This is a genomic window from Maricaulis virginensis (genome assembly GCF_027922185.1).
In the GTDB taxonomy this organism is placed as follows: domain Bacteria; phylum Pseudomonadota; class Alphaproteobacteria; order Caulobacterales; family Maricaulaceae; genus Maricaulis; species Maricaulis virginensis.
This window is the reverse complement of record NZ_BSFE01000006.1, coordinates 86,979-108,902: the sequence shown is the minus strand read 5'-3', so window position 1 is coordinate 108,902 and position 21,924 is coordinate 86,979. Positions and strand designations below refer to the sequence as shown.

The 21,924-nt window shown below is 66.3% G+C and carries 26 protein-coding genes; 7 read left to right on the top strand and 19 right to left on the bottom strand.

All coding sequences use genetic code 11. The features are described from left to right. Positions 1-48: 48 nt before the first annotated feature. Both PKE71_RS11750 and PKE71_RS11745 read left to right on the top strand, forming a co-directional pair. The gene (locus PKE71_RS11750) at positions 49-1,044 is read left to right on the top strand and encodes a GlxA family transcriptional regulator (protein ID WP_271187170.1); all 996 of its coding nucleotides are present in this window, start codon (positions 49-51) and stop codon (positions 1,042-1,044) included. Positions 1,045-1,046: 2 nt separating this feature from the next. Then, complete coding sequence (locus PKE71_RS11745) at positions 1,047-1,736, top strand: DJ-1/PfpI family protein (RefSeq protein WP_271187169.1); 690 nt, start codon at positions 1,047-1,049, stop codon at positions 1,734-1,736. A gap of 252 nt (positions 1,737-1,988) precedes the next feature. Here PKE71_RS11745 and mmcB read toward each other — a convergent pair whose 3' ends face one another. Further along, complete coding sequence (gene mmcB / locus PKE71_RS11740; protein WP_271187168.1) at positions 1,989-2,456, bottom strand: DNA repair putative endonuclease MmcB; 468 nt, start codon at positions 2,454-2,456, stop codon at positions 1,989-1,991. Positions 2,457-2,526: 70 nt separating this feature from the next. On the opposite strand from mmcB, the gene PKE71_RS11735 reads away from it, so the two are divergent. Then, positions 2,527-2,937 (top strand): metallopeptidase family protein, encoded by a 411-nt coding sequence (locus tag PKE71_RS11735; RefSeq protein WP_271187167.1) that lies wholly within the window; start codon positions 2,527-2,529, stop codon positions 2,935-2,937. 134 nt (positions 2,938-3,071) lie between these two features. Here the strand turns inward: PKE71_RS11735 and PKE71_RS11730 are convergent, their stop codons facing one another. The 3 genes from PKE71_RS11730 to trmD all read right to left on the bottom strand — a co-directional run bounded on the left by PKE71_RS11730 (position 3,072) and on the right by trmD (position 5,210). Then, positions 3,072-3,782, bottom strand: coding sequence for an NAD-dependent deacylase (locus tag PKE71_RS11730; RefSeq protein WP_271187166.1), 711 nt, complete (start codon positions 3,780-3,782; stop codon positions 3,072-3,074). A 298-nt stretch (positions 3,783-4,080) separates the two neighbouring features. Beyond that, the gene (rplS, locus tag PKE71_RS11725) at positions 4,081-4,473 is read right to left on the bottom strand and encodes a 50S ribosomal protein L19 (RefSeq protein WP_291882159.1); all 393 of its coding nucleotides are present in this window, start codon (positions 4,471-4,473) and stop codon (positions 4,081-4,083) included. Continuing rightward, a complete protein-coding gene (gene trmD / locus PKE71_RS11720) occupies positions 4,470-5,210 on the bottom strand; it encodes a tRNA (guanosine(37)-N1)-methyltransferase TrmD (protein WP_271187165.1) in 741 nt (246 codons plus the stop codon). Before trmD ends, rplS begins: the two co-directional genes overlap by 4 nt. Positions 5,211-5,337: 127 nt before the next feature. Here trmD and PKE71_RS11715 point away from each other — a divergent pair, with 127 nt between their 5' ends. Continuing rightward, a complete protein-coding gene (locus PKE71_RS11715) occupies positions 5,338-5,847 on the top strand; it encodes a hypothetical protein (protein WP_271187164.1) in 510 nt (169 codons plus the stop codon). A gap of 135 nt (positions 5,848-5,982) precedes the next feature. Here the strand turns inward: PKE71_RS11715 and rimM are convergent, their stop codons facing one another. The 13 genes from rimM to PKE71_RS11650 form a co-directional block, all read right to left on the bottom strand. Beyond that, complete coding sequence (gene rimM, locus PKE71_RS11710; RefSeq protein WP_271187163.1) at positions 5,983-6,528, bottom strand: ribosome maturation factor RimM; 546 nt, start codon at positions 6,526-6,528, stop codon at positions 5,983-5,985. A 188-nt stretch (positions 6,529-6,716) separates the two neighbouring features. After that, positions 6,717-7,178: a 30S ribosomal protein S16 gene (rpsP, locus tag PKE71_RS17645; RefSeq protein ID WP_348509542.1), complete on the bottom strand. Its 462-nt coding sequence runs from the start codon at positions 7,176-7,178 to the stop codon at positions 6,717-6,719. Positions 7,179-7,216: 38 nt separating this feature from the next. Then, positions 7,217-8,764: a signal recognition particle protein gene (ffh, locus tag PKE71_RS11700; protein WP_271187162.1), complete on the bottom strand. Its 1,548-nt coding sequence runs from the start codon at positions 8,762-8,764 to the stop codon at positions 7,217-7,219. 223 nt (positions 8,765-8,987) lie between these two features. Then, positions 8,988-9,689, bottom strand: coding sequence for a class I SAM-dependent methyltransferase (locus tag PKE71_RS11695; protein WP_271187161.1), 702 nt, complete (start codon positions 9,687-9,689; stop codon positions 8,988-8,990). A 124-nt stretch (positions 9,690-9,813) separates the two neighbouring features. Then, positions 9,814-10,002: a hypothetical protein gene (locus tag PKE71_RS11690; protein ID WP_271187160.1), complete on the bottom strand. Its 189-nt coding sequence runs from the start codon at positions 10,000-10,002 to the stop codon at positions 9,814-9,816. Between the two features lie 189 nt (positions 10,003-10,191). Then, entirely contained in the window at positions 10,192-10,494 is a 303-nt protein-coding gene (locus PKE71_RS11685) for a hypothetical protein (RefSeq protein ID WP_271187159.1), read from the bottom strand. A gap of 63 nt (positions 10,495-10,557) precedes the next feature. Beyond that, the gene (locus PKE71_RS11680; RefSeq protein ID WP_271187158.1) at positions 10,558-11,202 is read right to left on the bottom strand and encodes a hypothetical protein; all 645 of its coding nucleotides are present in this window, start codon (positions 11,200-11,202) and stop codon (positions 10,558-10,560) included. 82 nt (positions 11,203-11,284) lie between these two features. After that, on the bottom strand, positions 11,285-13,429 hold the full coding sequence (locus tag PKE71_RS11675) for a methyl-accepting chemotaxis protein (RefSeq protein WP_271187157.1): 2,145 nt from the start codon (positions 13,427-13,429) through the stop codon (positions 11,285-11,287). A gap of 155 nt (positions 13,430-13,584) precedes the next feature. Beyond that, a complete protein-coding gene (locus PKE71_RS11670) occupies positions 13,585-14,823 on the bottom strand; it encodes a glycosyltransferase (protein WP_271187156.1) in 1,239 nt (412 codons plus the stop codon). A 61-nt stretch (positions 14,824-14,884) separates the two neighbouring features. Next, on the bottom strand, positions 14,885-16,159 hold the full coding sequence (locus PKE71_RS11665) for a dicarboxylate/amino acid:cation symporter (protein ID WP_271187155.1): 1,275 nt from the start codon (positions 16,157-16,159) through the stop codon (positions 14,885-14,887). Between the two features lie 109 nt (positions 16,160-16,268). Continuing rightward, on the bottom strand, positions 16,269-16,565 hold the full coding sequence (locus PKE71_RS11660; RefSeq protein WP_271187154.1) for a hypothetical protein: 297 nt from the start codon (positions 16,563-16,565) through the stop codon (positions 16,269-16,271). 131 nt (positions 16,566-16,696) lie between these two features. Then, positions 16,697-17,218, bottom strand: coding sequence for a carboxymuconolactone decarboxylase family protein (locus PKE71_RS11655; protein ID WP_271187153.1), 522 nt, complete (start codon positions 17,216-17,218; stop codon positions 16,697-16,699). Between the two features lie 173 nt (positions 17,219-17,391). Next, positions 17,392-17,943 (bottom strand): peroxiredoxin, encoded by a 552-nt coding sequence (locus PKE71_RS11650; protein WP_271187152.1) that lies wholly within the window; start codon positions 17,941-17,943, stop codon positions 17,392-17,394. Between the two features lie 120 nt (positions 17,944-18,063). On the opposite strand from PKE71_RS11650, the gene PKE71_RS11645 reads away from it, so the two are divergent. Together PKE71_RS11645 and PKE71_RS11640 are read left to right on the top strand one after the other, a co-directional pair. Further along, positions 18,064-19,008: a hydrogen peroxide-inducible genes activator gene (locus tag PKE71_RS11645; protein ID WP_271187151.1), complete on the top strand. Its 945-nt coding sequence runs from the start codon at positions 18,064-18,066 to the stop codon at positions 19,006-19,008. A gap of 144 nt (positions 19,009-19,152) precedes the next feature. Then, positions 19,153-19,677: a GbsR/MarR family transcriptional regulator gene (locus PKE71_RS11640; RefSeq protein WP_271187150.1), complete on the top strand. Its 525-nt coding sequence runs from the start codon at positions 19,153-19,155 to the stop codon at positions 19,675-19,677. A gap of 15 nt (positions 19,678-19,692) precedes the next feature. Here the strand turns inward: PKE71_RS11640 and arsC are convergent, their stop codons facing one another. Then, positions 19,693-20,046, bottom strand: coding sequence for an arsenate reductase (glutaredoxin) (arsC, locus tag PKE71_RS11635; protein WP_271187149.1), 354 nt, complete (start codon positions 20,044-20,046; stop codon positions 19,693-19,695). A gap of 84 nt (positions 20,047-20,130) precedes the next feature. Then, positions 20,131-20,979, bottom strand: coding sequence for an HpcH/HpaI aldolase/citrate lyase family protein (locus PKE71_RS11630; protein ID WP_271187148.1), 849 nt, complete (start codon positions 20,977-20,979; stop codon positions 20,131-20,133). A gap of 55 nt (positions 20,980-21,034) precedes the next feature. Between PKE71_RS11630 and PKE71_RS11625 the strand changes: the two genes are divergently transcribed. Further along, positions 21,035-21,892 (top strand): PfkB family carbohydrate kinase, encoded by an 858-nt coding sequence (locus PKE71_RS11625; protein ID WP_271187147.1) that lies wholly within the window; start codon positions 21,035-21,037, stop codon positions 21,890-21,892. Positions 21,893-21,924: the final 32 nt, after the last annotated feature.

The window sequence follows — 21,924 nt, the reverse complement described above, 5'->3', positions numbered from 1 at the left end:
CTATGAATGGCCTTTGGGCCATAACGGGGTGAGGCTAGGGTGGCGGGCATGGATACACCGCACACCATCGTTTTCCTGATCTATCCCGGTTTCCAGCTGCTCGACCTCACCGGGCCGCTGGCCATGTTCTCGGCCGCCAACCGGGCCGCGGGCCGCCGGCTCTACGATATCCGCGTCGCCGCACCGCAGGCGGGCAATGTTGCGAGCTCGTCCGGGCTGGCCGTCAACGCCGGGGACAGTGCGGCCGCCGCAGCGGCCCGGCTGGGGCCGGGCTCTACCGCGATCGTCGCCGGCGGCGAGGAACCGGGCGTGCGCGCGGCACTGGACGAAGCGGATGTGCAGGCCTTCATCGACACGGCCTTCGACCGCGCCGGCCGCGTCGCCTCGGTCTGCTCCGGGACTTTCCTGCTCGCCCGCCGGGGCCATCTGGACGGCTGCCGTGTCACCACGCACTGGCGCTCGGCGGCCCGGCTGCAGCGCTATTATCCCGCGCTGGAGGTCGAGCCCGACGCGATCTTCGTGCGCGACGGCAAGGTGTGGACTTCGGCCGGTGTGACGGCGGGGATCGATCTCGCCCTCGCCCTGATCGAGACCGATCATGACCGCGACCTGGCCCTGGCCGTGGCGCGCGAGAATGTCGTCTACCGCATGCGGTCCGGCGGCCAGGCGCAGTTTTCCGCCGATCTGGCGGCCCAGGGCGCGGACGACCGCCGGCTGGCCCGGCTGGCCGAGGCGGTGCGGGCCGCGCCGGAGCGCGACTGGTCGGTCGCCGCGATGTGCGACACGCTCGCCGTTTCGCCGCGTACGCTGAGCCGGCTGTGCCGCCGCGAGATGACCACCTCGCCGGCCGCCTTCATCGAACGCGTGCGGATCGATCTGGCGCGCTGCCTTCTGGTCGAGACCCGCCAGCGCATCGACACGGTGGCGCAGGCCTGCGGCTTCGGCACGCACCAGCGCATGGACCGCGCCTTCATGCGCCAGCTTGGCGTGACGCCCAGCGATTACCGCGCCCGTTTCACCTCCCCCCTGAAAGAAGAGGCCTGATCATGACCGCCACGCTGAATATCGGTTTCCTGCTGTTCGACGACATCACACAGCTCGACTTCACCGGCCCGCTGCAGGTCCTGTCCCGCGTGCCCGGCGCGAAAGTCCACCTCGTCGCCAGGACGCTCGATCCCGTGCGCACCGATTGCGGGCCCTTCATCCTGCCGGACACGACGATCGCCGCCTGTCCCGATCTCGACCTGATCTGCATTCCCGGCGGGTTCGGCGTGGATGCGGCGATGCAGGACGATGAGATCGTCGATTTTGTCAGACGCCAGGGCGCGCAGGCCCGCTATGTCACCTCGGTGTGCACCGGCGCTTTCATCCTGGGTGCAGCGGGCCTGCTGGCGGGACGTCAGGCAACCACGCACTGGCGCTACCATGCGCTGCTGACGGCCTTCGGCGCCGAACCGGTGAAGGCGCGCGTGGTGCGCGACGGCAATCTCTTCACCGGCGGCGGTGTGACGGCGGGGATCGATTTCGCCTTCACCGTCGTCGTGGAACTGGCCGGCGAGACCGTCGCCCAGGCGATCCAGCTGGGCCTGGAATACGATCCGCACCCGCCCGTCGATTGCGGCAGCCCGGACAAGGCCTGCCTGCACGTACGCGGCGCTGTGGAACAGCGTTTCGCACCGCGGATGGAGGCGTTCGAGGGGCTGCTGCGCGAGATGCGGGCCGCCGAGACGGTGTAGGAGGCAAGCGCGCTTCTTTCCTCCCCATTCCATGGGGAGGTGGATCGCCGCAAGGCGGCGAGACGGAGGGGCGCCGCGTGAGCGGCGTTATGGGCAAGCCGGGTCCGGCCGCCTTTTGCGGCCTGCGGCCGCAACCCCTTCGACCCCTCCTTCGCCAGGGCTACGGAGGGCCCACTTCCCCACTCGCGTGGGGAAGAAAGCTCTACTCCGCTTGTATTCCGGGACACGTACCGGAGGTACATGTCCCCTGGCCTACTCCTCCACCCGCATCAGCCGGTCGGCGGCGGCGCGGGCGAAGCGCAGGGTGAGGGCCTTGCGGCGGGCCGGGGCGAGGGCGAGCACCGGACTTTCGCGCACCACCGCGCCGCCGAACCCGTCGGCAATGATCAGGCCGGCATGATCGGGGATCAGCTCGTGCGGGAAGCGTTGAGAGACGGCGAAATACAGCCGTTCGCAATAGCCGGCGTAATTCTCCCACTTGTTGTCGGCGCGGAAGTCGGCAATGCCGGATTTTACCTCGACAATGGTGATCTCGCCCTTGCGGCCGAGCGCGGCGAGATCGGCGCGGCGGCCATCGGGCAGGATGAATTCCGGGATCGCGCTATAGCCCATCTGCCAGAGCAGGCGCGCCGCCCCGCGCATCAGCGCCTGGGCGTCGTCGATATCCGGATTGGCGGCGGAGGCAACGTCGGACAGGTCCATGGTGCAAGATTGTTCCATATTTGTTCGCATTTCAAGACCGCCGCCGAAGCGGACTGACAGGCCGGCCCGCGACCGATATACGGGGGCCATGACCCAATCCCTGCCCTACGATCTTTTGCCGCCCTCCCTGGAAGACTTCGAAGCCCTCGCCGGCCAGGCCTGGGACGGCCTGCCCGACGGTTTCCGCAAGATGTGCGGCCGCGTCGAGATCTTCGTCGCCGACTTCGCCGATGGCGAAACCCTCGACGCGCTCGGCATGGAGGACGCGTTCGAACTGACCGGCGTCTATATCGGCGTCGATCTGGCGCGCAAATCGGTGATCGACCCCTCGCCGGAACCCGACCGTGTCTTCCTGTTCCGCCGTCCGATCCTGGACGAATGGGCCGAGCGCGGCGACATTCCTCTGGGCGAGCTTGTCGCCCACGTCCTGGTGCACGAGATCGGCCATCATTTCGGCCTCTCCGACGAAGACATGCACCGCATTGAGGATGAGGGCTGACCGTGCGTATCTGTCCTCGCCCTTGATGGGCGAGGGGGACCGCTGCGCAGCAGCGGTGGAGTGGGTGGGGGCGAGGTTTTTCCAGGTTCGCCTCTACCGGGATTCACCCCTTCCGGCCCGCGCCGCCCGGTCTTTCACCCCTGCGCCAGAAACGCCTCGACCCAGGCGGGTACGGCGGCGCTGGCCGGGCCGGTGATGTGGCTGTCGAAGACGGGCGAGGTATCGGTTTCGGCCAGGTTGATCTCGGTGAGGTGCGCTCCCGCGCGGCGGGCGATCTCGGAGAAGCCGGCGGCGGGATAGACCGTGCCGGACGTGCCGATCGCGACGAAATGGGTGCAGCTCTCCAACGCCTGGAAGATCAGGTCCATCTCCAGCGGGATCTCGCCGAACCACACCACGTGCGGCCGCAGAAAGCCGGGCTGCCGGCAGCGCGGGCAGGGCGTGTCCGTGCCGATCTCGTCGGAGGCCGTGGCGACCGTGTGACAGGCCTCGCAGCGCATCTTCTTCAGCTCGCCATGCATGTGAACGAGGCGCTGCGAGCCCGCCTGCTCGTGCAGATCGTCGACATTCTGGGTGACCAGCAGGAAGTCGCCGCCGCGCGCCAGCCAGTCGCGCTCCAGCCGGGCCAGGGCCGCGTGCGCTGCATGCGGCCGGGCGGTCGCCAGATTGGCGCGGCGGGCATTGTAGAATTCATGCACCTTGAATGGCTCGGCCGCGAAGGCTTCCGGCGTCGCCAGCGCCTGCCAGTCGAACTTCGCCCACAGCCCGTCCGTATCGCGGAACGTGCCCAGCCCGGATTCCGCCGAAATGCCGGCGCCGGTGAGAATGACGAGCGAGCCTGTCATGGGACCGAGTTAAGCGGTATTGGCGGGTGAGGTGAAGGCTTGCCTCACATTCTTTGTCATCCCGGCCGGATGGCCCGCGCAGGCGGGCCGCAGAGGCGGGACCCATACTCGTGTTTTGGGCCGGAAGCGGGCCCGGCATCGGCGACACCCGGGCGAGCACCGTGGTTATGGGTCCCGGACTTTCGCCCCGCCTGCGCGGGGCGTTCATCCGGGATGACAAGTGCGGCGCGACAAACGCAAACCAAAAAACCCCGCCGGTTTCCCGGCGGGGTTTTTGAAATCGTACGAGGGCGGACGCCTATTTCTTGGCTTCGCGCTTCTCGATGCCGCGGCCGGTGACGCGTTCGGCGATACGGGCCGACTTGCCGCGACGGTCGCGCAGGTAATACAGCTTCGCGCGGCGGACCTTGCCCTTCCGCTTGATCTCGATCAGCTCGACATTCGGCGAGTAGACCGGGAAAACGCGCTCGACACCTTCACCGAAGGAAATCTTGCGGACGGTGTAGCTCTCGTTCAGGCCGCCGCCATTGCGGGCGATGCAGACGCCTTCGAACACCTGGATCCGCTCACGGTCGCCTTCCTTGATGCGAACATGGACGCGCAGCGTGTCGCCGGCGCTGAAATCCGGGATGGTCTTCTCGCCCAGAACGCGGGCGGCTTCTTCTTTTTCAAGCTGCTCGATCATGTTCATCGTGCATTCTCCTTGCGCGCCACGTACCTCGCCCAGAGGTCGGGGCGCCGCGCCTTCGTAATCTCTTCCGCCTGCTCCCGGCGCCACGCCTCGATCCGGCCATGGTGCCCCGAGAGCAGGACTTCGGGGATCTCTTCATCCTCGAACACACGCGGACGCGTATAGTGAGGATATTCGAGGAGATCGCCCTCGAAACTCTCATCTTCGGCCGAGGCCGGATCACCGAGCACGCCGGGGAGAAGTCTCACACAGGCCTCGATGAGAACCTGGGCAGGGCCTTCGCCACCGGCCAGAACGGCATCGCCGACACTGACCTCTTCCATCCCGCGACTGTCGATGACCCGTTGATCGAGCCCTTCGAACCGGCCGCAGAATACGACAACGCCAGAACCGGCCGCCCACTCCCGGACCCGGGATTGTGAAAGCGGTCGTCCCCGCGGCGTCAAATAGATCAACGGCCGTTTCCCGCCTTGCCAGCGAGACTGCACCGTATCAATCGCCTCCGCGGCTACATCCGGCCTGAGCACCATACCAGCGCCTCCGCCGGCCGGGGTGTCGTCCACGGAGCGGTGCTTATGACGGGAAAAATCCCGGATGTCCACAGTTTCCAGCGCCCACAACCCACGATTCGCAGCTGCGCCGATCAGCGACACGCCAAGCGGTCCGGGAAACGCCTCCGGGAAGAGGGTCAGGGCCGTTGCGGTCCAGGGCAGGGAAGGGGCAGACGTGTCAGTCATGGCGCGCGGGTTTAGCAGGGATGGGGGGGAATGGGGAGGGGATTAGCAGCCCCCAGAGGGCTTTCTCCGGGAACAAAGCGGAGACCGGGCCGTTGGTCGGGGTGAAACCTGGTCCGGAGATACCGCGATGATCCGTCTCTTCCGTATGCAAACCGCCGCCTGCCGCCTTCCGGGGCTGGGCGTTGTCAGCGCCCTTGCGCTGGTGGCCTGTTCTGAAGGGGCGACCGGGCCCGGCGCGGCCGGAGACGCGGAACCGGCCGTCGAGATCGGCACGCTCACCGCGGACGATATCCGCGGTACCGACCTGCCGGGCGAGCTGGCCTGCGCCTTCGACATCGACGACACGCCCCAGCCGGTGATGCTGGTGCGGGCGAATGTGATGGACGAGGAGTTTTCCGAGGGTGTGATCAAGGTCGATGGCCGCGTCGAGCCGGTGCGCAGCCAGACGCCGGGCGGCTTCAATGCGCTGCTGGACGGCGAAACCCTGGCCGGCGGCGGTTTGACGGTGGATGTTATCGTGACAGGCGAGCCGGAGACGGCGGGCGAGGAATCCCCGCCCATGCCCGCGCGTCTGGTCTATGTCGGCGACAATGGCGCCCGCATGGTGGTCGAGGGCGAGTGGCGCTGCGGGCCGTAGAGTCTGCCTCCGGTTTCCCCGGACCCGTTCCGGGGTCTGGCGGCGCCTCAGAAGCGGACTCAACCAGGCCCCGGCACAAGGCCGGGGAAAGTGAAAAGAGATAAGCGAAGAAGACGGGAAGCGGCGTGAATCCCGCTATTCCCCCGCCTCTTCCTCGGCCTTCGAGCCGACCTCTTCGGGCGGGTCGATGGTGATCGTGCCGTTGCCGATCGAGATGTGGGGAACGAAGTCGCGGGTGAAGGGCAGCATCCAGGCGCCGTTGCGGCCCGGTGTGCCGGTGATTTCCAGGAGGTCGCCGGAGCCGAAATCATGGATCGCCCGCAGCGTGCCCATGTCGCTGCCGTCCAGCGCCTGCACCTTCAGGCCGATCAGGTCGGCATGATAGAATTCATCGTCCTCCAGCGCCGGCAGGGCCGCGCGGGGGATGTGAAGCCGCGTGCCCTTGAGGGCCTGGGCCTCGTCGCGGGTCAGGTTTTCGGCAAAGCGGACGATGAAACCGTCCTTCACCGCGCGCCAGCTCTTCGGGGTCAAAATCACCGCACCGCCAGCATCGCGAAACGCGCCATAGGAAAAGGCGGCGTCCGGCTCGCCGGCAAAACTCTTCACCTTGCATTCGCCCTTCACACCATGCGCACCGGCAATGGCGGCGATGAAGACAAGATCGTCGGCGGTGTCGGTCATGGTTTCGGGTCCGGACTCCATCCTCCCCCTTGATGGGGGAGGGGGACCACGGCGCAGCCGTGGTGGAGGGGGTGGGGGCGAGGTGTCTGAATGGGCAGACACCGGGATTCACCCCTTCCGTCCGGCTGCGCCGGACACCTTCCCCGTCAAGGGGAAGGATAGGCGCAGCACGGACGTTGAAGGTAGTCCTATTCGGACTTTTCTTCTTCGGCAGCAGCCTCTTCGGCCGGGGCTTCCTCGGCTTCGGCAGCCGGCTCTTCAGCCGGGGCTTCGGCAGCAGCCTTGGCTTCCGCTTCGGCAGCCTTCTTGGCTTCTTCCTTCTCGAGGCGCTCGGCTTCGCGCTCCTTGGCCTTCTCGCCCGGCTCGCCCTTCTTCGGGTTATTGCCGTGTTCCCAGGCCCAGGCATCGGCCTCGAGCTGGTTCAGGAAGCGGCCGACGCGGTCGGTCGGCTTGGCGCCCTTGGCGAGCCAGGCCTTGGCCTTTTCCATGTCGATCTTCACGCGCTCGCCATCCTTGGGCAGCATCGGGTTGTAGGAGCCGATCTTCTCGATGAAGCGGCCATCGCGCGGGGCGCGGCTGTCGGCAACGACGATGCGATAGTAGGGACGCTTCTTGGCGCCACCACGGGCGAGACGGATTTTCAGAGCCATTGTTCGATTTCCTTCGGTCTAAAGCTTTGAAACGGGGATTACTTCTTCGGGAGGCCGAGCGGCAGGCCGTCCGGTCCCAAGGGGCCGCCGCCGCCCAGTCCGGGCAGTGACGAGCCTGAATTTTTCGAGCCGGAGCCGCCGAGGCCCGGCAATTGCGCGCCTGCGGGGGCCTTGCCGCCCAGCAGGTCCTGGGTTGCCCGGCCCATATCGGCCGGGTTCATGCCCGGCGGCATGCCACCGGGCATTCCGCCCATCATGCCGGCGAGGCCACCGCGCCCCTTCTTGCCCACCTTCTTCATCATGTCGGCCATCTGGCGGTGCATCTTGATGAGTTTGTTGACGTCGGCGACCGTCACGCCGGAACCGGCGGCGATGCGCTTCTTGCGCGAGGCCTTGAGGATTTCCGGCTTGGCCCGCTCCTGCGGCGTCATCGACAGGATGATCGCCTCCTGGCGGGAGAGCATCCTGTCGTCCATGCCGGCAGCGGCCATCTGCGATTTCGCGGCCTTGTTCATGCCCGGCAGCATGCCCATGATGCCGCCCAGACCGCCCATCTTCTTCAGCTGGCCGAACTGTTCGCGCAGATCGTCGAGGTCGAACTTGCCCTTGGCCATCTTTTTGGCGAGGCGTTCGGCCTTGTCCTGGTCGACATCCTGGGCGGCTTTCTCGACGAGCGAGACGATATCGCCGCGGCCCAGAATGCGGCCGGCCAGGCGTTTCGCGTCGAACGCGTCCAGACCGTCCGGCTTTTCCGAGACGCCGAGGAATTTGATCGGCAGGCCGGTGACATGGCGCATGGAAAGCGCCGCACCGCCGCGGCCGTCGCCATCCATCCGGGTCAGCACCAGGCCGGTCAGCGGCAGGCGTTCATGGAAACGTTTGGCGGTCTCCACCGCGTCCTGGCCGGTCAGCGCATCGGCGACCAGCAGGGTTTCGCGCGGGCGGGTGACATCGGCGATCGATTTCGCCTCGGCCATCATGTCCTCGTCGATCGAGGTGCGGCCGGCGGTATCGAGAATGACGACGTCATAGCCCTGCAGCTTGCCGGCATTCATCGCCCGCTTGGCGATATCGACGGCGCGCTGGTTCGCCATGATCGGCAGGAAGCCGACGCCGACCTGTCCGGCCAGCTGCTGCAGCTGTTCCATGGCCGCCGGGCGGCGCGTGTCGAGCGAGGCGAGCAGGACTTTCTTCTTGTGGACGTCCTGCAGGCGCTTGGCCAGCTTGGCGGAGGTGGTGGTCTTGCCCGAGCCTTGCAGACCCGCCATCAGGATCGCGACCGGCGGTTCGCCCTCGACCATCAGGCCGGGCTGTTCGCCTTCGCCGCCCAGAAGATCGACCAGGGCATCATGGACGATCTTGACGACCTGCTGGCCCGGGGCGACGGCGCGGATCACGTCTTCGCCGACGGCGCGCTCGCGGATTTTCGCAACGACGTCCTTGACGACCGGCAGGGCGACGTCGGCCTCGAGCAGGGCGACGCGGATCTCGCGCAGCGCCGCATCGACGTCCTTCTCCGACAGCACACCGCGGCCGGTGAGCTTGTCGAATACGCCGCCAAGTCGTTCTGTCAGTGCGTCGAACATGCGTTCGTCCTCAATTCCGTTTCATCCTGCAAGGCCGCCGCCCGAACGTGCGATCAGCCGCACGCGCAAAGCGTCGCAGCCCCGCTGAGCGAAGACTTCGCCGAGCGGGGTTCTCGCCGGCCTCCCCCGTCAGTTGGGACGGATGTGCCGGTAAGACAAGCGTGTGAGCTTGCGTGATGAAGGCGGGGCAATACGCGGCAGGGCCTGCGGAGTCAAGCCTGCCTCAAAGGCGACGGGCCGTGTGGGCGTGGATCAGGCCGCCCTGGTAGAATTGCGCGGGTTCGGAAAACCCGGCCGAGGCGATCAGCGCGGCGAGGTCCGGCGGCGGCAGGAGGCCGACCGACTTGTCCAGATTGGTGCGGTAGGATGCGACGCTGTCATCGTCCAGGCCGGCGGCGCGGATTGCAGACAGCCAGACATGCTCCAGCGCATCGAAAGTCGCGGCCTGCCGGTCGCCGGAGAGGTCGGCATTGATCAGGATGCCGCCGGAGCGCAGGCGTTCGGCGATGCCGGTGAAATAGGCCAGGCGTTCGGTGCGGTCGGTGATGAAGTGGGAGGCGAGGATGGAGGTGGCCGCGTCGTAGGCGATGCCGTCATCGAGTTCGTCGACATAGCCTTCGAAGAGGCGCACACGGTCGGCGATGCCGGCCGCCTCGACCTCGCGCCTGCAGACTGCCAGCATGTCGGCGGAGGGGTCGAGCGCCGTAAAGCGCCAGTCCGGGGCGAGGCTGGCGAGATAGAGCACTTCCTTGCCGGTGCCGGCGCCGACGCAGAGGATTTCTGCCGTCCCGAGCAGGTCCTGCAGCAGCAGGCGTCCGGCCAGCAGGTGCAGCGCGTCGCGCAGCGCCGCCATCGGTTCGTTGCGGGCGTCATAGCTGGCGGCCATGTCGCCTTCGAAGGCGGGATGGATCTGACGGTCGGGCATGCTTCCCCCCCAAAATGTAATAACATCACATATCGGGAGTCCGGTTGCGCCTGTAAAGGCCCGGGTGTGAGACCGGTGCGAATTTATCGCTGTTGGGGGTGCTGCAATACGTGACCGGAGCCGGTCAGCCGTTGGCCTTGGCTTCGTGGATCGCCATGACGGGCTGCGGCGCGGCTTCGCGGAAGCTGACGGCCGGACGGTCTGCACTGGCCGACAGAAGGGCGCCGAAAACGGACGCGAAGACCAGTCCGGCGGTCAGCCAGATCAGTCCGGATTTCGCGATCGTTCCCAGTCCGTAGTCAGCCTTGCTCATCGTCCTCACTCCACTTGCGGCGGCAAAGCCGCTTCCCGTGTCGCTGCACGGGCGATTCCAGCGTTGAATCGTTTAACGAAACCTTTCCGGCATCGGTTCCATTGAGAACGTCGTTAAGACTTCGACAATTCGCATCGAATTGCGCGAAACCGGCCGGTGAGGCTCAGATGGTGCAGCGCCCGCCCGGTTTCAAGAGGCCGCCAGACGGCGGAACAGTTCCGGTGCGCGCCAGGCGAACCAGATCGCCGTCCAGACATTGCCCAGCACGAAAACCGGCGCGATCCAGACGATGCGCAGGATCCAGCGCCGCTCGAAACAGCCGATCACGATCGCGGACAGGATGAAGCCGATATAGAGGTCGGCCAGGGTCACGCGGCCCCAGGGGCGCGATATCAGCCAGTCGCCGGCGGCGGAAAAATCCCCGGTTCCGACAGCGAGGGCAATCAGGGCCGTCAGAACCAGGGATAATGCGAGCAGGAAAAGGCGGGTCATGTGGGGGACTCCTTCTCCCGTTCGCGAGGGACAAGAAGGATACGTACGCAAGCGCAGCGTGGATCACCCGGCCTCGTTCGGGCCCGGCTCGGCCGACCAGTCAGCGATATCGCACCGCGCCACCGGCTCGCGGGACTGGGCGGGAAACCGGGCCAGCCAGCAATCCTCGAAGACCGAGCAGTAGCAGACGTCGAACCGCAGATCGTGCCGTACCAAGTCGAGCGCCTGCCAGACGGCGTGGCCGCGCGGCTGCGTTTCGGCGTCGGGGCGGTCGAAGGCGATGAAGTCGACGCGCTCCTGCGGTGCGAGGAAGCGAGACTGGACCTCGTCGAAGACCAGCGCCATCTCGCCGTCCCGGAAGGCCTGGTGCATATAGCCCAGGCGCTGGTCCTCCGGGACGCTGTCCGGCGCACAGCAGCGGGCCAGGAATTGCGACGTGTCGCGGATCGGCTCGCCCTGCCAGCGCATGCCGAAATAGCGGATATCGGCCGGACCAAGACCGGTATTGTGAACCGTGATGGTCATCACCCAGCTTTCCCGGTCCTCACCGACATTGCCATGGCCCACCTGGATCACCGGCATGACCGAGGCCTTCATGGTGCGGTCCATGACAATGCCCTGGAAGACCGCGACGAAGAGCGAGGCCAGCGAGATCACGACGACACTCGCCGCGACGACGAGTTCGATGGTGCGATAGTGCATTTTCATGGCCGTCCCCGGTGCCAAGCCTGCATCCGGGGACCAGCCTAATCAGGACAGGCGCCGCCGCCAAACATTTTGCGGCCGGCCGCTAAGCCGCCCTGATGGTGGCGAGGAAACCATTGACCTGGTCGCGCAGCATTTCGGACTGGCGTGACAGGTCCTTGGCGGCGTCGAGCACCTGCACGGAGGCCAGGCGGGACTCGCTGGCAGCCTCGTTCACGCCGGCGATATTGACCGTCACATCCCGGGTGCCGGTGGCGGCCTCCTGGACATTGCTGGCGATCTCGCGCGTCGCGGCGGCCTGCTCCTCCATGGCACCGGAGATCGCTCCGGCGATCCGGTTCAGATCGGCAATGGCCTCGGCCACCGAACCGATCGCCTTGGCCGAAACGCCGGTCGCGTTCTGGATTTCCTCGATCTGCTGGGAGATCTCCGTCGTGGCGTTGGCCGTCTGGGCGGCGAGCTGTTTCACCTCCTGGGCAACGATGGCAAACCCCTTGCCGGCTTCCCCGGCGCGCGCCGCCTCGATGGTTGCGTTGAGGGCCAGGAGGTTGGTCTGTTCGGCAATGTCCTGGATGAGTGAAACCACCGTGCCGATGCGGTTGGCCGCTTCGGTCAGCGCTTCGACCCGCCGCACGGTGACGCTGGCTTCTTCCTCCGCCGAGGTGGCTCGCTGCGAGCTCTCGACCGCCTGGCGGCCGATCTCGCCGATGGAGGCCGACATTTCCTCGGCCGCCGTCGCGACGGTTTCCACATTGGCGGTCGCCTGCTCGGCCGATGCGGCGACGGAGACGGCCTGGTTGCTGGTCTGTTCGGAGGAGGCCGACAGGCTTTCCGCCGACTGGGACAGCTGGGTGGCGGCGCTGGCCAGCGCGGAAACGACAGCGCCGACCGAGTTTTCGAACTCGTCCGCCATGCGCAGGCGCTCGGCCTTCATGCGTTCGGCAGCGGCGGCTTCGGCTTCGGCGCTTTCGCGCTCCAGCCGGGCCTTGTCGACAAGGCTCTGCTTGAACTGCTCGATCGTCTCCGCGAGCGCACCGATCTCGTCCTGGCGGTTGCGGTGCGGCACGTCGATCTGAAGATCGCCGGCGGCCACGGTGCGGGTGACGTCGGTGAGGGTCTGGATCGGCTTGGCGGCCTTCATGGCAATCCAGACACCTGCGGCGCCAATCAGCAGGGTGAGAACGATGGCGGCCACGAGCAGGGTGAGGGTCAGCGAGCGCGATGCGGCCAGGGCTTCGGCCCGCGTCATGGTCACGACGGTCGCCCAGCGCACGCCATGGAATTCGGTCGGTGCGACGGCCGCAAAGACCCGGTTGCCGAGGTGATCGACGGTCTCGATCACGCTGTGCCGGTTGGCGGCCATGGCGGCCTCGATCGCGTCACCGGCACGTTTTTCCAGGATGGTCGAACTGTTGGAAAAGCGGGTATCGGTGCGCATCAATCCGTCGCCGCCGATAATGTAGGCCTCACCGGTCTCGCCCAGCCCGGTCAGGGAGCCGGCCACGGCATTGAGCCGGCTGATCGGCATCTGGAAAGCGAGCACGCCGGTGCGATTTCCGTCGGCATCGAAAACGGGAGTGGCGATGAAGCTGGCCGGTGCACCATGGCTCGGCGCAAACGGGGCGAAATCTGCAAAGGCAATCTCCGAAGCCTGCAAGGCAGCGGCTTCGCGGAAGACGTGTCCGAGATCGGTTTCGCGGTACGGGCCGCGCATCAGGTTGGTGGCAAAGTCGGCTTCCTTGAAAACCGAGTAGACGAGATCCCCGTCGGTGTTGAGCAGGAAGATGTCGTAATAGCCGCGCGCCCGCAGGAAGCTGCGGAACCAGGGGTGAAAGGTTGCGTGTGCGCCACTGTAGGAGGAGCCGTCGCTGGCTGCATCGAGGTTTTCGCGCTCGCCGGCAGGGTGGGGGTTGTCGGTGACATAGGCGCGCTGCAGGCGGGCTGTTGCACCCTGGCCCAGCTCGCGCCAGGACGTATCGAACGCGTCGAGCGCGGCCAGCGTGTTCGGATTGGTCGCGACGGTCATGATGTCGTGATTGATCGATTCGAGATAGTCGGAGATCTGGTCGGACCGCGCGTCCGCGACGGCATAGAGCCGGGTTTCCGCGGCCTGTTTCGAAGCCTCCTGGCTGCGCCAGACGGCTGTCGTTCCCAGAACGACACCCAGTGCGACACAACCCACAAAACCGATAAGCCCGAATTTCACGGCAATGCTGAGTCTGGAAAGCATGGAGAGCTCCACTCCCTGAGTAGCCTCCCAATAGATCGTCAAACGTTAAATCGAATTTACTTATAAAGAGCCGGAATGAATTTATTATTCAGTAGCTAAGGTAAATTTGCGATAATACTCTACCTTCGGTCACGCGGTTCAATCCGGGCGTGTATTTACCGGCTCGCGGCGGATTCGATCAGGTCGGCCGCGCGCCCGGTGCCGTTTTCCATGGCCAGGCCCTTCGCGATCTGGTTGCACCGGACCCGCCAGACTTCGCTGGCCTCGATCTGTTTCAGGGCGCGGGCAAAGCGGCCGGCTGTGAAGCGCGCCGGCCTCAGGGCCGCGGGGCCCAGCCCCTGCTCGCGCAGGCGCTCTCCCCACCAGGGCTGATCGACCATGAAGGGGACAATCAGGCTGGGGCGGCCGGCGGTCAGCGCGGCGGCTGTCGTGCCGGCGCCGCCGTGATGGACAATGGCCCGGCAGCGCGGGAAGAGTTTGCCGTGCGGCGCGCTGTCTATGACGTGGATGTCCCGGCCGGGTGAGGCCGGCAGCTCTGCCCAGCCGCGCGCGATGACGCCGCGCAGTCCCGCCCGCCGGAGGCCGTCGATGGCAGCTTTTGCCAGTTCGGTCGCGCGGCCGGACACCATGGATCCGAAACCGACATAGACCGGTGCAGGGCCTGCGCTGAGGAAGTCTTCGAGTTCCGGAGCCAGCGGCGCCGGGTCCTCAAGCATCCAGTAGCCGGTGAGATGCGTGTGGGCGTCCCAGTCGTCCGGCCGGGGCACGATGATGGCCGAGTTGGCGATCAGGCGCAGGCAGGGCCGGCCGGCGAAACTGCCGTGCCGGATCGCGCTGCCAACGGGTTCAAGGCCCAGCTCGGCGCGTGCGGCATTCACCCGCTTGCGGAAAGGCGCCATGGCAAAGTCCAGCGGCCGCCAGGACAGCCGGTTCCAGAAGCGCCCGTGATCCTTCGCGAATGTGCCGGGCATGGGGAAGGCGTGCGTCGGGGCGATGGCCGGCAGGGGTGCCGTCATCACGAAGCCGGCGCCGGCGGCTTCGGCGCCTGTTGCCGAAAACAGGCATTTGGGGTGGGCGACCACCAGGTCGGTGCCGCGCGCGCCTTCAATGCCTTCCGTCAGGGTCGCCTCGATCATCGGGTCGACCATGCGGCGGCGATAGCGGAAGGCATTCAGCGGATTGCGCGTCAGGCCCAGCGCGTCGGCCTCGCGCAGATAGGCCCCCATATCGAGGTCGAAGGCCCGGGCGGCCAGGCCGAAACCCTCCACCCAGGCTGTGAAATCCCGGGGCACGGAGAGGGTGACGTCATGCCCCCGCCCCTGCAGCTCCAGCCCGAGCGCGATATAGGGCTGCACGTCACCGCGTGTTCCGAATGAGTGAATGGCAATCCGCAACTGACCGTCTCCGCTCCTGCTATCCCACAAGGTGGCTGCAGGAGCGCAGACGGTTCACTCGTCAGATGACGGCCGGATCGCGGAAGCGTTCCTCGTCCAGCTCGCCTTCCCACTTGGCCACGGCCGTTGCGACGGCCGCATCGCCCGTGACGTTCACGGCGGTGCGGGCCATGTCCATGATCCGGTCTACCGGCAGGATGAAGCCGACAATGATCGCCGTGTGCTCGGGCGTGACGCCGAAGGTTTCCAGCACGATGGCCAGCAGGAAGAGCGAGGCCGAGGGGATGCCCGCGGCGCCGATCGACACGATGGCCGCCGTGAAAGCGATCATGACGTAGTTCATGAAGGTCAGGTCATAGCCGAAGGCCTGGGCCGTGAAGAGCGCCAGAATGCCCAGATAGAGCGCGGTGCCGTCCATATTGATCGTCGCGCCCAGCGGCAGGACGGAGCCGGCGACCGACTTCTTGACGCCCAGATTGTCCGAGGCAGCCGCGATGGTGACCGGCAGGGTCGCCGAGGAGGAGGCCGTGGAATAGGCCACCGCGATCGGGTCGGTCATGCCGCGGAAGAAGCGCACCAGTGGCAGGTTCAGGACGACGCGGATCAGCAGGCCATAGGTGATGATCGCATGGGCGATCAGGCCCAGATAGACGGCGACGATCAGGGTCAGGATGGCCTGCAGCGCCTCGATGCCCTGGCTGGCGGCGGTATAGGTGACGAGAGCGAAGACGCCGAAGGGCGCGACTTCCATGACGTAGTGGGTGATTTTCAGCACCACGTCGGAGGCCGAGTTGAACAGGTCCGCCACCGGCTTGCCGGCCTTGCCGACGGCGATGATGCCGACGCCGAGCAGCAGCGAGAAGAAGATGATGGCCAGCACGTCGCCATCGGCCAGCGCAGCGACCGGATTGGTCGGCACGATCTCGAGCAGGCGATCCGTGATGGACGGGGCTTCGGTGGAAACGGGCGCAGGTTCGACGCCCTCGAAGTCGACGCCGATGCCGGGCCGGAAGAGGGTGCCGAAGGTCAGGCCGATCACATTCGCGAAGATCGTGGTGACGAAATAGGCCGCGATCGTCTTCAGGCCGAGCGAGCCCAGCTTGGACGGCTTGCCCATGGCGATCACGCCGGCCACGAGGGTGGTGAAGATCAGCGGCACGATGAGCATGCGGATCAGGTTGATGAAGAGATCGCCGACCGGGCGCAGCCAGGTCTCGATCCAGGCGGTGGCCGCCTCCTGGCCCATCGTGCCGGACATGACGAGGCCGGTCGCCACGCCCAGAACCAGCGCCGCGAGCACGCGTTGCCACAGTTTGATCTTGAACCACCAGCGCATGGCCTATCTCCCCCTGGACGCGGTCTCCACGCCGCGCAAACAGACCCCGCACACTAGTGGGTGAGCGAAAAGCGTCAATCTTGCTGCCGCAATGCGACTGCAGTGCACTCTAGCGGGAGCGGGGAGCGTAGGTGGCTTTGAGAAGCGCGGCCGGCAGGGTGATGGCCGAACCGGCCAGACCGGCCAGCAGGCACAGCGCGCTCGGCAGGCCGGCGGCGGTCAGCGCGCCGGCTGCGACCAGGCCCAGCGAGGCCAGGGCCGGCAGGGCAATCCGCAGCCAGGATACGTCGGCATAATGCGACGCGCGGGACATGGTCTCCCTGGAGAACCACATCCGGCCATCGTGTTCACCGGTATCGGTGCGATGGGCCCGCTTGGGTAGCGGATCGAGCGTATGGTCGATCATGGACATACGCTCATTATACGGAATTTATACGGGCGCGCAATCTGATCCTTGCGCGCCCGTATTCTTGGCGGAAAACAACCCGGTGCGCCGGGGTCTTCAGACGCATCGGGTTTTCACGATATCGTCAAAATTCAGTTTTCAGCGGCCACGACGTGCGCCACGGCATTCACCGTCGCGGCGATCCGCACGGCGGTCTGGATCTGGGCGGCGGTCAGGCCATGCTTGCGCAGCTCGGCTTCGTGGCTGTCGATACACAGGCCGCAGCCATTGATCGCCGACACGGCCAGCGACCACAGCTCGAAGTCGCCCTTGTCGACGCCGGGATTGGCGATGACATTCATGCGCAGCTTGGCCGGGAGCGAACCGTATTCCTTGTTCTTGGACAGGTGCAGGAAGCGGTAATAGACATTGTTCATGCCCATGATCGCCGAGGCCGCCTTGGCTGCGGCCACCGCTTCCGGGCTCAGAACCTCTTCTGCTGCCGCCGACAGGGCGGCCAGCGTCTTCGGTTCGCCGACCGCATGGGCAGAGGCGAGGAAAGTGCCCCACTTCTTCTGGTCGTCCAGATCGGTTTCGCGCGCCAGCGAGGACAGGTTCAGCTTCAGATCCTTGGCGTAGTCGGGCAGGTCGTTTTTCAGCGCATCGAGGCTCATCGGGCTCTCCTTCAGGGGAAACCACGCGCGGCCGGACGGGCCGCAATCGCTTGGGATTTACTGGGTCGGGAACGAGGATGCCCCGGGGCCGGCAGGTCACACGAAAGGGCCGGCACCGGGGCAAACCGACGGCGCGCGAGGGTGGCGCCGTCAGCCGGGGGTCTGTTGACCGCTTACGCGGCCAGCGTGTCGCCGCCGACAGCGCGGTTGCAGGGGCACAGCTCGTCCGTCTGCAGGGCGTCGAGGACGCGCAGCGTGTCTTCCGGGTTGCGGCCGACATTCAGGTTGGTCGCGTAGACGTGCTGGATGACGCCGTCCGGGTCGACGATGTAGGTGTAGCGGTAGGCCACGCCTTCCGGGGAGCGGATGCCCAGGCTGTCGACCAGCGAGCCGGTCGTGTCGGCGAACTGCCAGTGACCGAGCTTGTCGAGATCAGGGTGCTCGCGGCGCCAGGCCAGCTTGCAGAATTCGTTGTCGGTCGAACCGGTCAGCACGACGGCGTCACGGTCGGAGAATTCTTCGGCCAGATTGTTGAAGGCCACGATCTCGGTCGGGCACACGAAGGTGAAGTCCTTCGGGTAGAAAACCAGCACCTTCCACTTGCCTTCAAAGCTGTCCTGCGTGATGGCCTCGAACGCGGATTCGCCGTTTTCCTCGTGATTGTTGAAGCCCGGCTTCACACCGGTGACTTCGAAATCGGGAAGCTTGTCGCCAATACCCAGCATAGGTCTCTCCATTGAGTGCGGCCGGCTTGTGCCGGCGTTTGTGATGAGGGCCTTGTGACGCAGTGCAACAGACAAATCCAATGGATTGTTTCTGGGCGAGCCATAACTATTATCAATACCATGTCCCAGCTCCCCACACTCCGCCAGTTGCAATTCCTGATCGCCCTTGCAGAGCACGGAAGTTTCTCCCGTGCGGCCGAGGCGGTGTTCGTCACCCAGCCGACCTTGTCCGCTGCAATCAAGGAGCTGGAGATGATCCTGGGCACTGTGCTGGTCGAGCGCGGCGCGCGCGGCGCCGCGCTCACGCCGGCCGGCGAGGTGGTGCTGGAACGGGCCCGCCGGGTGATGGCGGAGGCCGAGGATCTGGTGATCGCCGCCCAGGCCGCGGGAGAACCGCTGACCGGGCCGTTCAAGCTGGGCGTCATCCCCACCATCGCCCCCTTCCTGCTGCCGCGCGTCCTGCCTGCGCTGCGGGCATTGCACCCCAAGCTGGAAGTCTTCCTGCGCGAGGACCTGACCGACCGGCTGTTCGACGCGCTGCGCGACCGGCGTCTCGATGCCGCGCTCGTCGCCCTGCCCTATGAAGCGCCGATGATCGAGACGAAGGCGATCTGGTCGGACGAGTTCCTGTTCGCCTGCCCGCCCGATCACCGTCTTGCGGGTGCCGGCAAGCTGTCCCCGTCAGACCTGGCCGACGAACCTCTCCTGCTGCTGGAAGACGGGCACTGCCTGCGCGACCATGCGCTGTCGGTCTGCTCGACGGGCTCGGCACGGTCGGACTTCGCTGCGACCAGCCTGCACACGCTGGTGCAGATGGTGAAGTCGGGCCTGGGCGCCACGCTGCTGCCGCGCATGGCGGTGGATGCGGGCCTGGTCGACCAGATGGGCCTCGCCGTCCTGCCCTTCGATCCGCCGGTCGCCGGCCGCGAGATCGGCGTGGCCTGGCGCAAGGGCTCGGCCCGCGCCGAAGAGGCGATCCAGCTGGGCGAGGCCATCCGGGCGAGCCTCGCTCCCGGCGAAAAGATGCAGGACGGACCGGCGACAGCTACGGGCACGTCTGGCTAAAGCATTTTCAGCAAAAGTGGGAACCGGTTTTGCGGTTCGAAAATGCGGCCGACGAACAGGCCCCGACCTGCGTCAGCCAGCCACATGGCCTTCCGCACGGCTTCGTGTTTCTCTCCAGACAGAAACAAGTGAAGGCGCCGGCCCATGTACCTCTCCGCACCGATGCAGCGTTTTGTCCTTCACTGGGGCGAGATGGGAGCCCGCTGGGGGGTCAACCGGTCGATCGCCCAGATCCACGCCCTGCTCTACCTGGCCGATGAGCCGCTGGATGCCGAGGAAATCGTCGACACGCTGAAGATCGCGCGGTCGAATGTCTCCAATTCGCTCAAGGAGCTGCAGGCGCTCGGCCTGGTCAATCGCGAACAGGTGCTGGGCGACCGGCGCGACCGGTTCACGGCGACGCACGAACCCTGGGACATGCTGATGGCGATCGCCGAGGCCCGGAAACAGCGCGAGATCGATCCCACGATCCAGATCCTGCAGGAATGCGCCGATGCCGCCGAAGCCGACGGCAATACACCGGAACTGGCGGCGGAACGCCTGCGCCGGATGGAAGAATTCGTGACCAATCTCACCGGCTGGTACGGCCAGGTGAAATCCCTGCCCCAGGGCACGCTGATCAAGCTGATGAAGCTGGGTGCCCGGATCGCAAAATTCGTCGGCGGCTAGACCGGGGCTCCAGCCCTAGAACAATTCCAGCACCTGTTCCGGCGGGCGGCCGATCATGGCCTTGCCGTCATGGATCACGACGGGGCGTTCGATCAGCTTGGGGTTCTGGGACATCGCCTTCAGCACGGCTTCCTCGTCCTCGACGGCTTTCAGGCCGAGCTCGCGATAGATCGTCTCGTTCTTGCGCAGCCATTCGTGCGCCGAAGTGTAGCCGAGCTGCTTCAGCACGGTCTTGAGCTCGGAGACGCTGGGCGCGTCCTCCATGTAATTGCGAACGGTGAGATCGCCGCCGCGCGCCTCGAGCAAGGCCAGCGTCTGACGGGACTTCGAACAGCGCGGATTGTGCCAGATGGTCGTCGAATCGCTCATTTTTCTTCCCTCAAGTCGAGTGATGAAAGCCGGTCTTGCCACTCGACATCAAGTCTTCATCTGCATTTGCCGTCTACGGCAGGGTCATGCGTCATTGTCGCCCGCGGCCGACAGCAGGGCGCGGGCGGCGTCCAGATGCAGGCGTTCCACCATGTCACCGTCGAGCGAGATCACGCCCTTTCCGGCGTTCTCGGGGTCGGCGAAGGCGGCGACGATGCGGGCGGCCCGTTCCAGCTCCGCAGAGGTGGGGCCGAAATACAGATGTGCAAGGTCCACCTGGCCGGGATGGATCAGTGTTTTTCCGTCAAAGCCCAGCGTGCGGCCCTGTTCGGCCTCGGCGCGGAAGCCCTTCGGGTCGCGGAACTGGTTGTAGACGCCGTCCAGGGCGTAGAGCCCGCGCGCCCGTGCGGCGCACACAATGGCGGCCAGGTGCGGCACCAGCGCAAGGCGGCCATGCTCGGCCGTGCAGCGCAGATCCTTGGCGAGGTCATTGGTTCCCGCGATCAGGCCGGCCAGCCCGGTTCCCGTGGCGCTGGCAATGCCGTTGAGATTCATCACGCCCAGCGGCGTCTCGACCATCGCCCAGATCGGGATGGACGTGCCATGTGCACTCAGCGCGCTGCGCGCGGCATGCAGATCGCCCACCTGGTTGACCTTGGGCAACACGATGGCGTCGGCCCGGGCCGCCTCGCGCATGTCGGCGGCATTCCAGGCCGCGTCCGGACCATTGACGCGTACCGCGCGGATCGCGCCGGAGGCCGACCAGCTGTCGAGCGCCTCGGCCACGCGGGCGCGCGCCTCGTCCTTTTCGTCCGGACCTACGGCATCTTCCAGATCCAGGATCAGGAGATCGGCGCCGACATGGGCCGCCTTCTCGATGGCGCGGGGCTTGGAGGCGGGAACGAAAAGGGCGGAGCGGATCAGTCGGCGCATACAGGGTCCGGATGGGGCTTCAGCTCTTGGGAAAATCGGATATAGCATACTTCCCATGCCGATGGCGCTGATCCTTTCCAGTCTCGTGGCGGCCTCCCGCGTGGGCGGCGGCGTGTCCGAGCGCGTGCTCAACGCGGCCGGCATCGACACCATGCTCGTGCCGACCGTGCTCTATGGCCGCCAGCCCGGATGGGGGCCGCCCGGCGGCGGGCCGGTGGAACAGGACATGTTCCAGGGCGTGCTCTCCGGCATTTCCGACCAGGGCCTGCTGGATATCACCGATGTCGTGCTGACCGGCTATTTCGCCGATGTCGGCCAGATCTTCGATACCGCAGCGGTGATCGATGTCGTGCGCAAGGGTTCGCGGGTCAATCGCGGTGTCCGTGCCTTTGCCCGCGAACCGATCGTCGTGGTCGACCCGATCATGGGAGACGCGCCGGGCGGGCTCTATGTGCCGCCTGCCATTGCCGCCGGCATCAAGGACCAGCTGGTCAGCCGCGCCGACCTGGTGACCCCGAACGCCTTCGAGCTCGGTCACATCACCGGGCGCCAGCTGACCGATCTGGCCTCCATGGTGCGCGCGGCGCGCTCGCTCGACTGTCCGGCCATTGTCACCTCCCTGCCGCGGCACGGGCAGATCGGGGTGATGTATGTCGACAATGGCGAGGCCTGGCTGGTCACGCATGAGCGTATCCCCGATGCCCCCAAGGGCACGGGCGACGTGCTGACGGCGGCTTTTATCGGTGCCATCGTCAACGGGGCCGAACCGAAAGCCGCGCTCGAACATGCCGTGGCGGCCACCGTCTCTGTCGTGATGCGGGCGCATGAGTGGAAGGCGCCGGAACTACCGATTGTCGCCGCGGCGGATGTGTTGCGCGAGCCGCTGGTCAGCTATGAGGCCGAGGCGATCTAGGCGCGGCTGCGATGCGTCAGTATCGCCCTTGC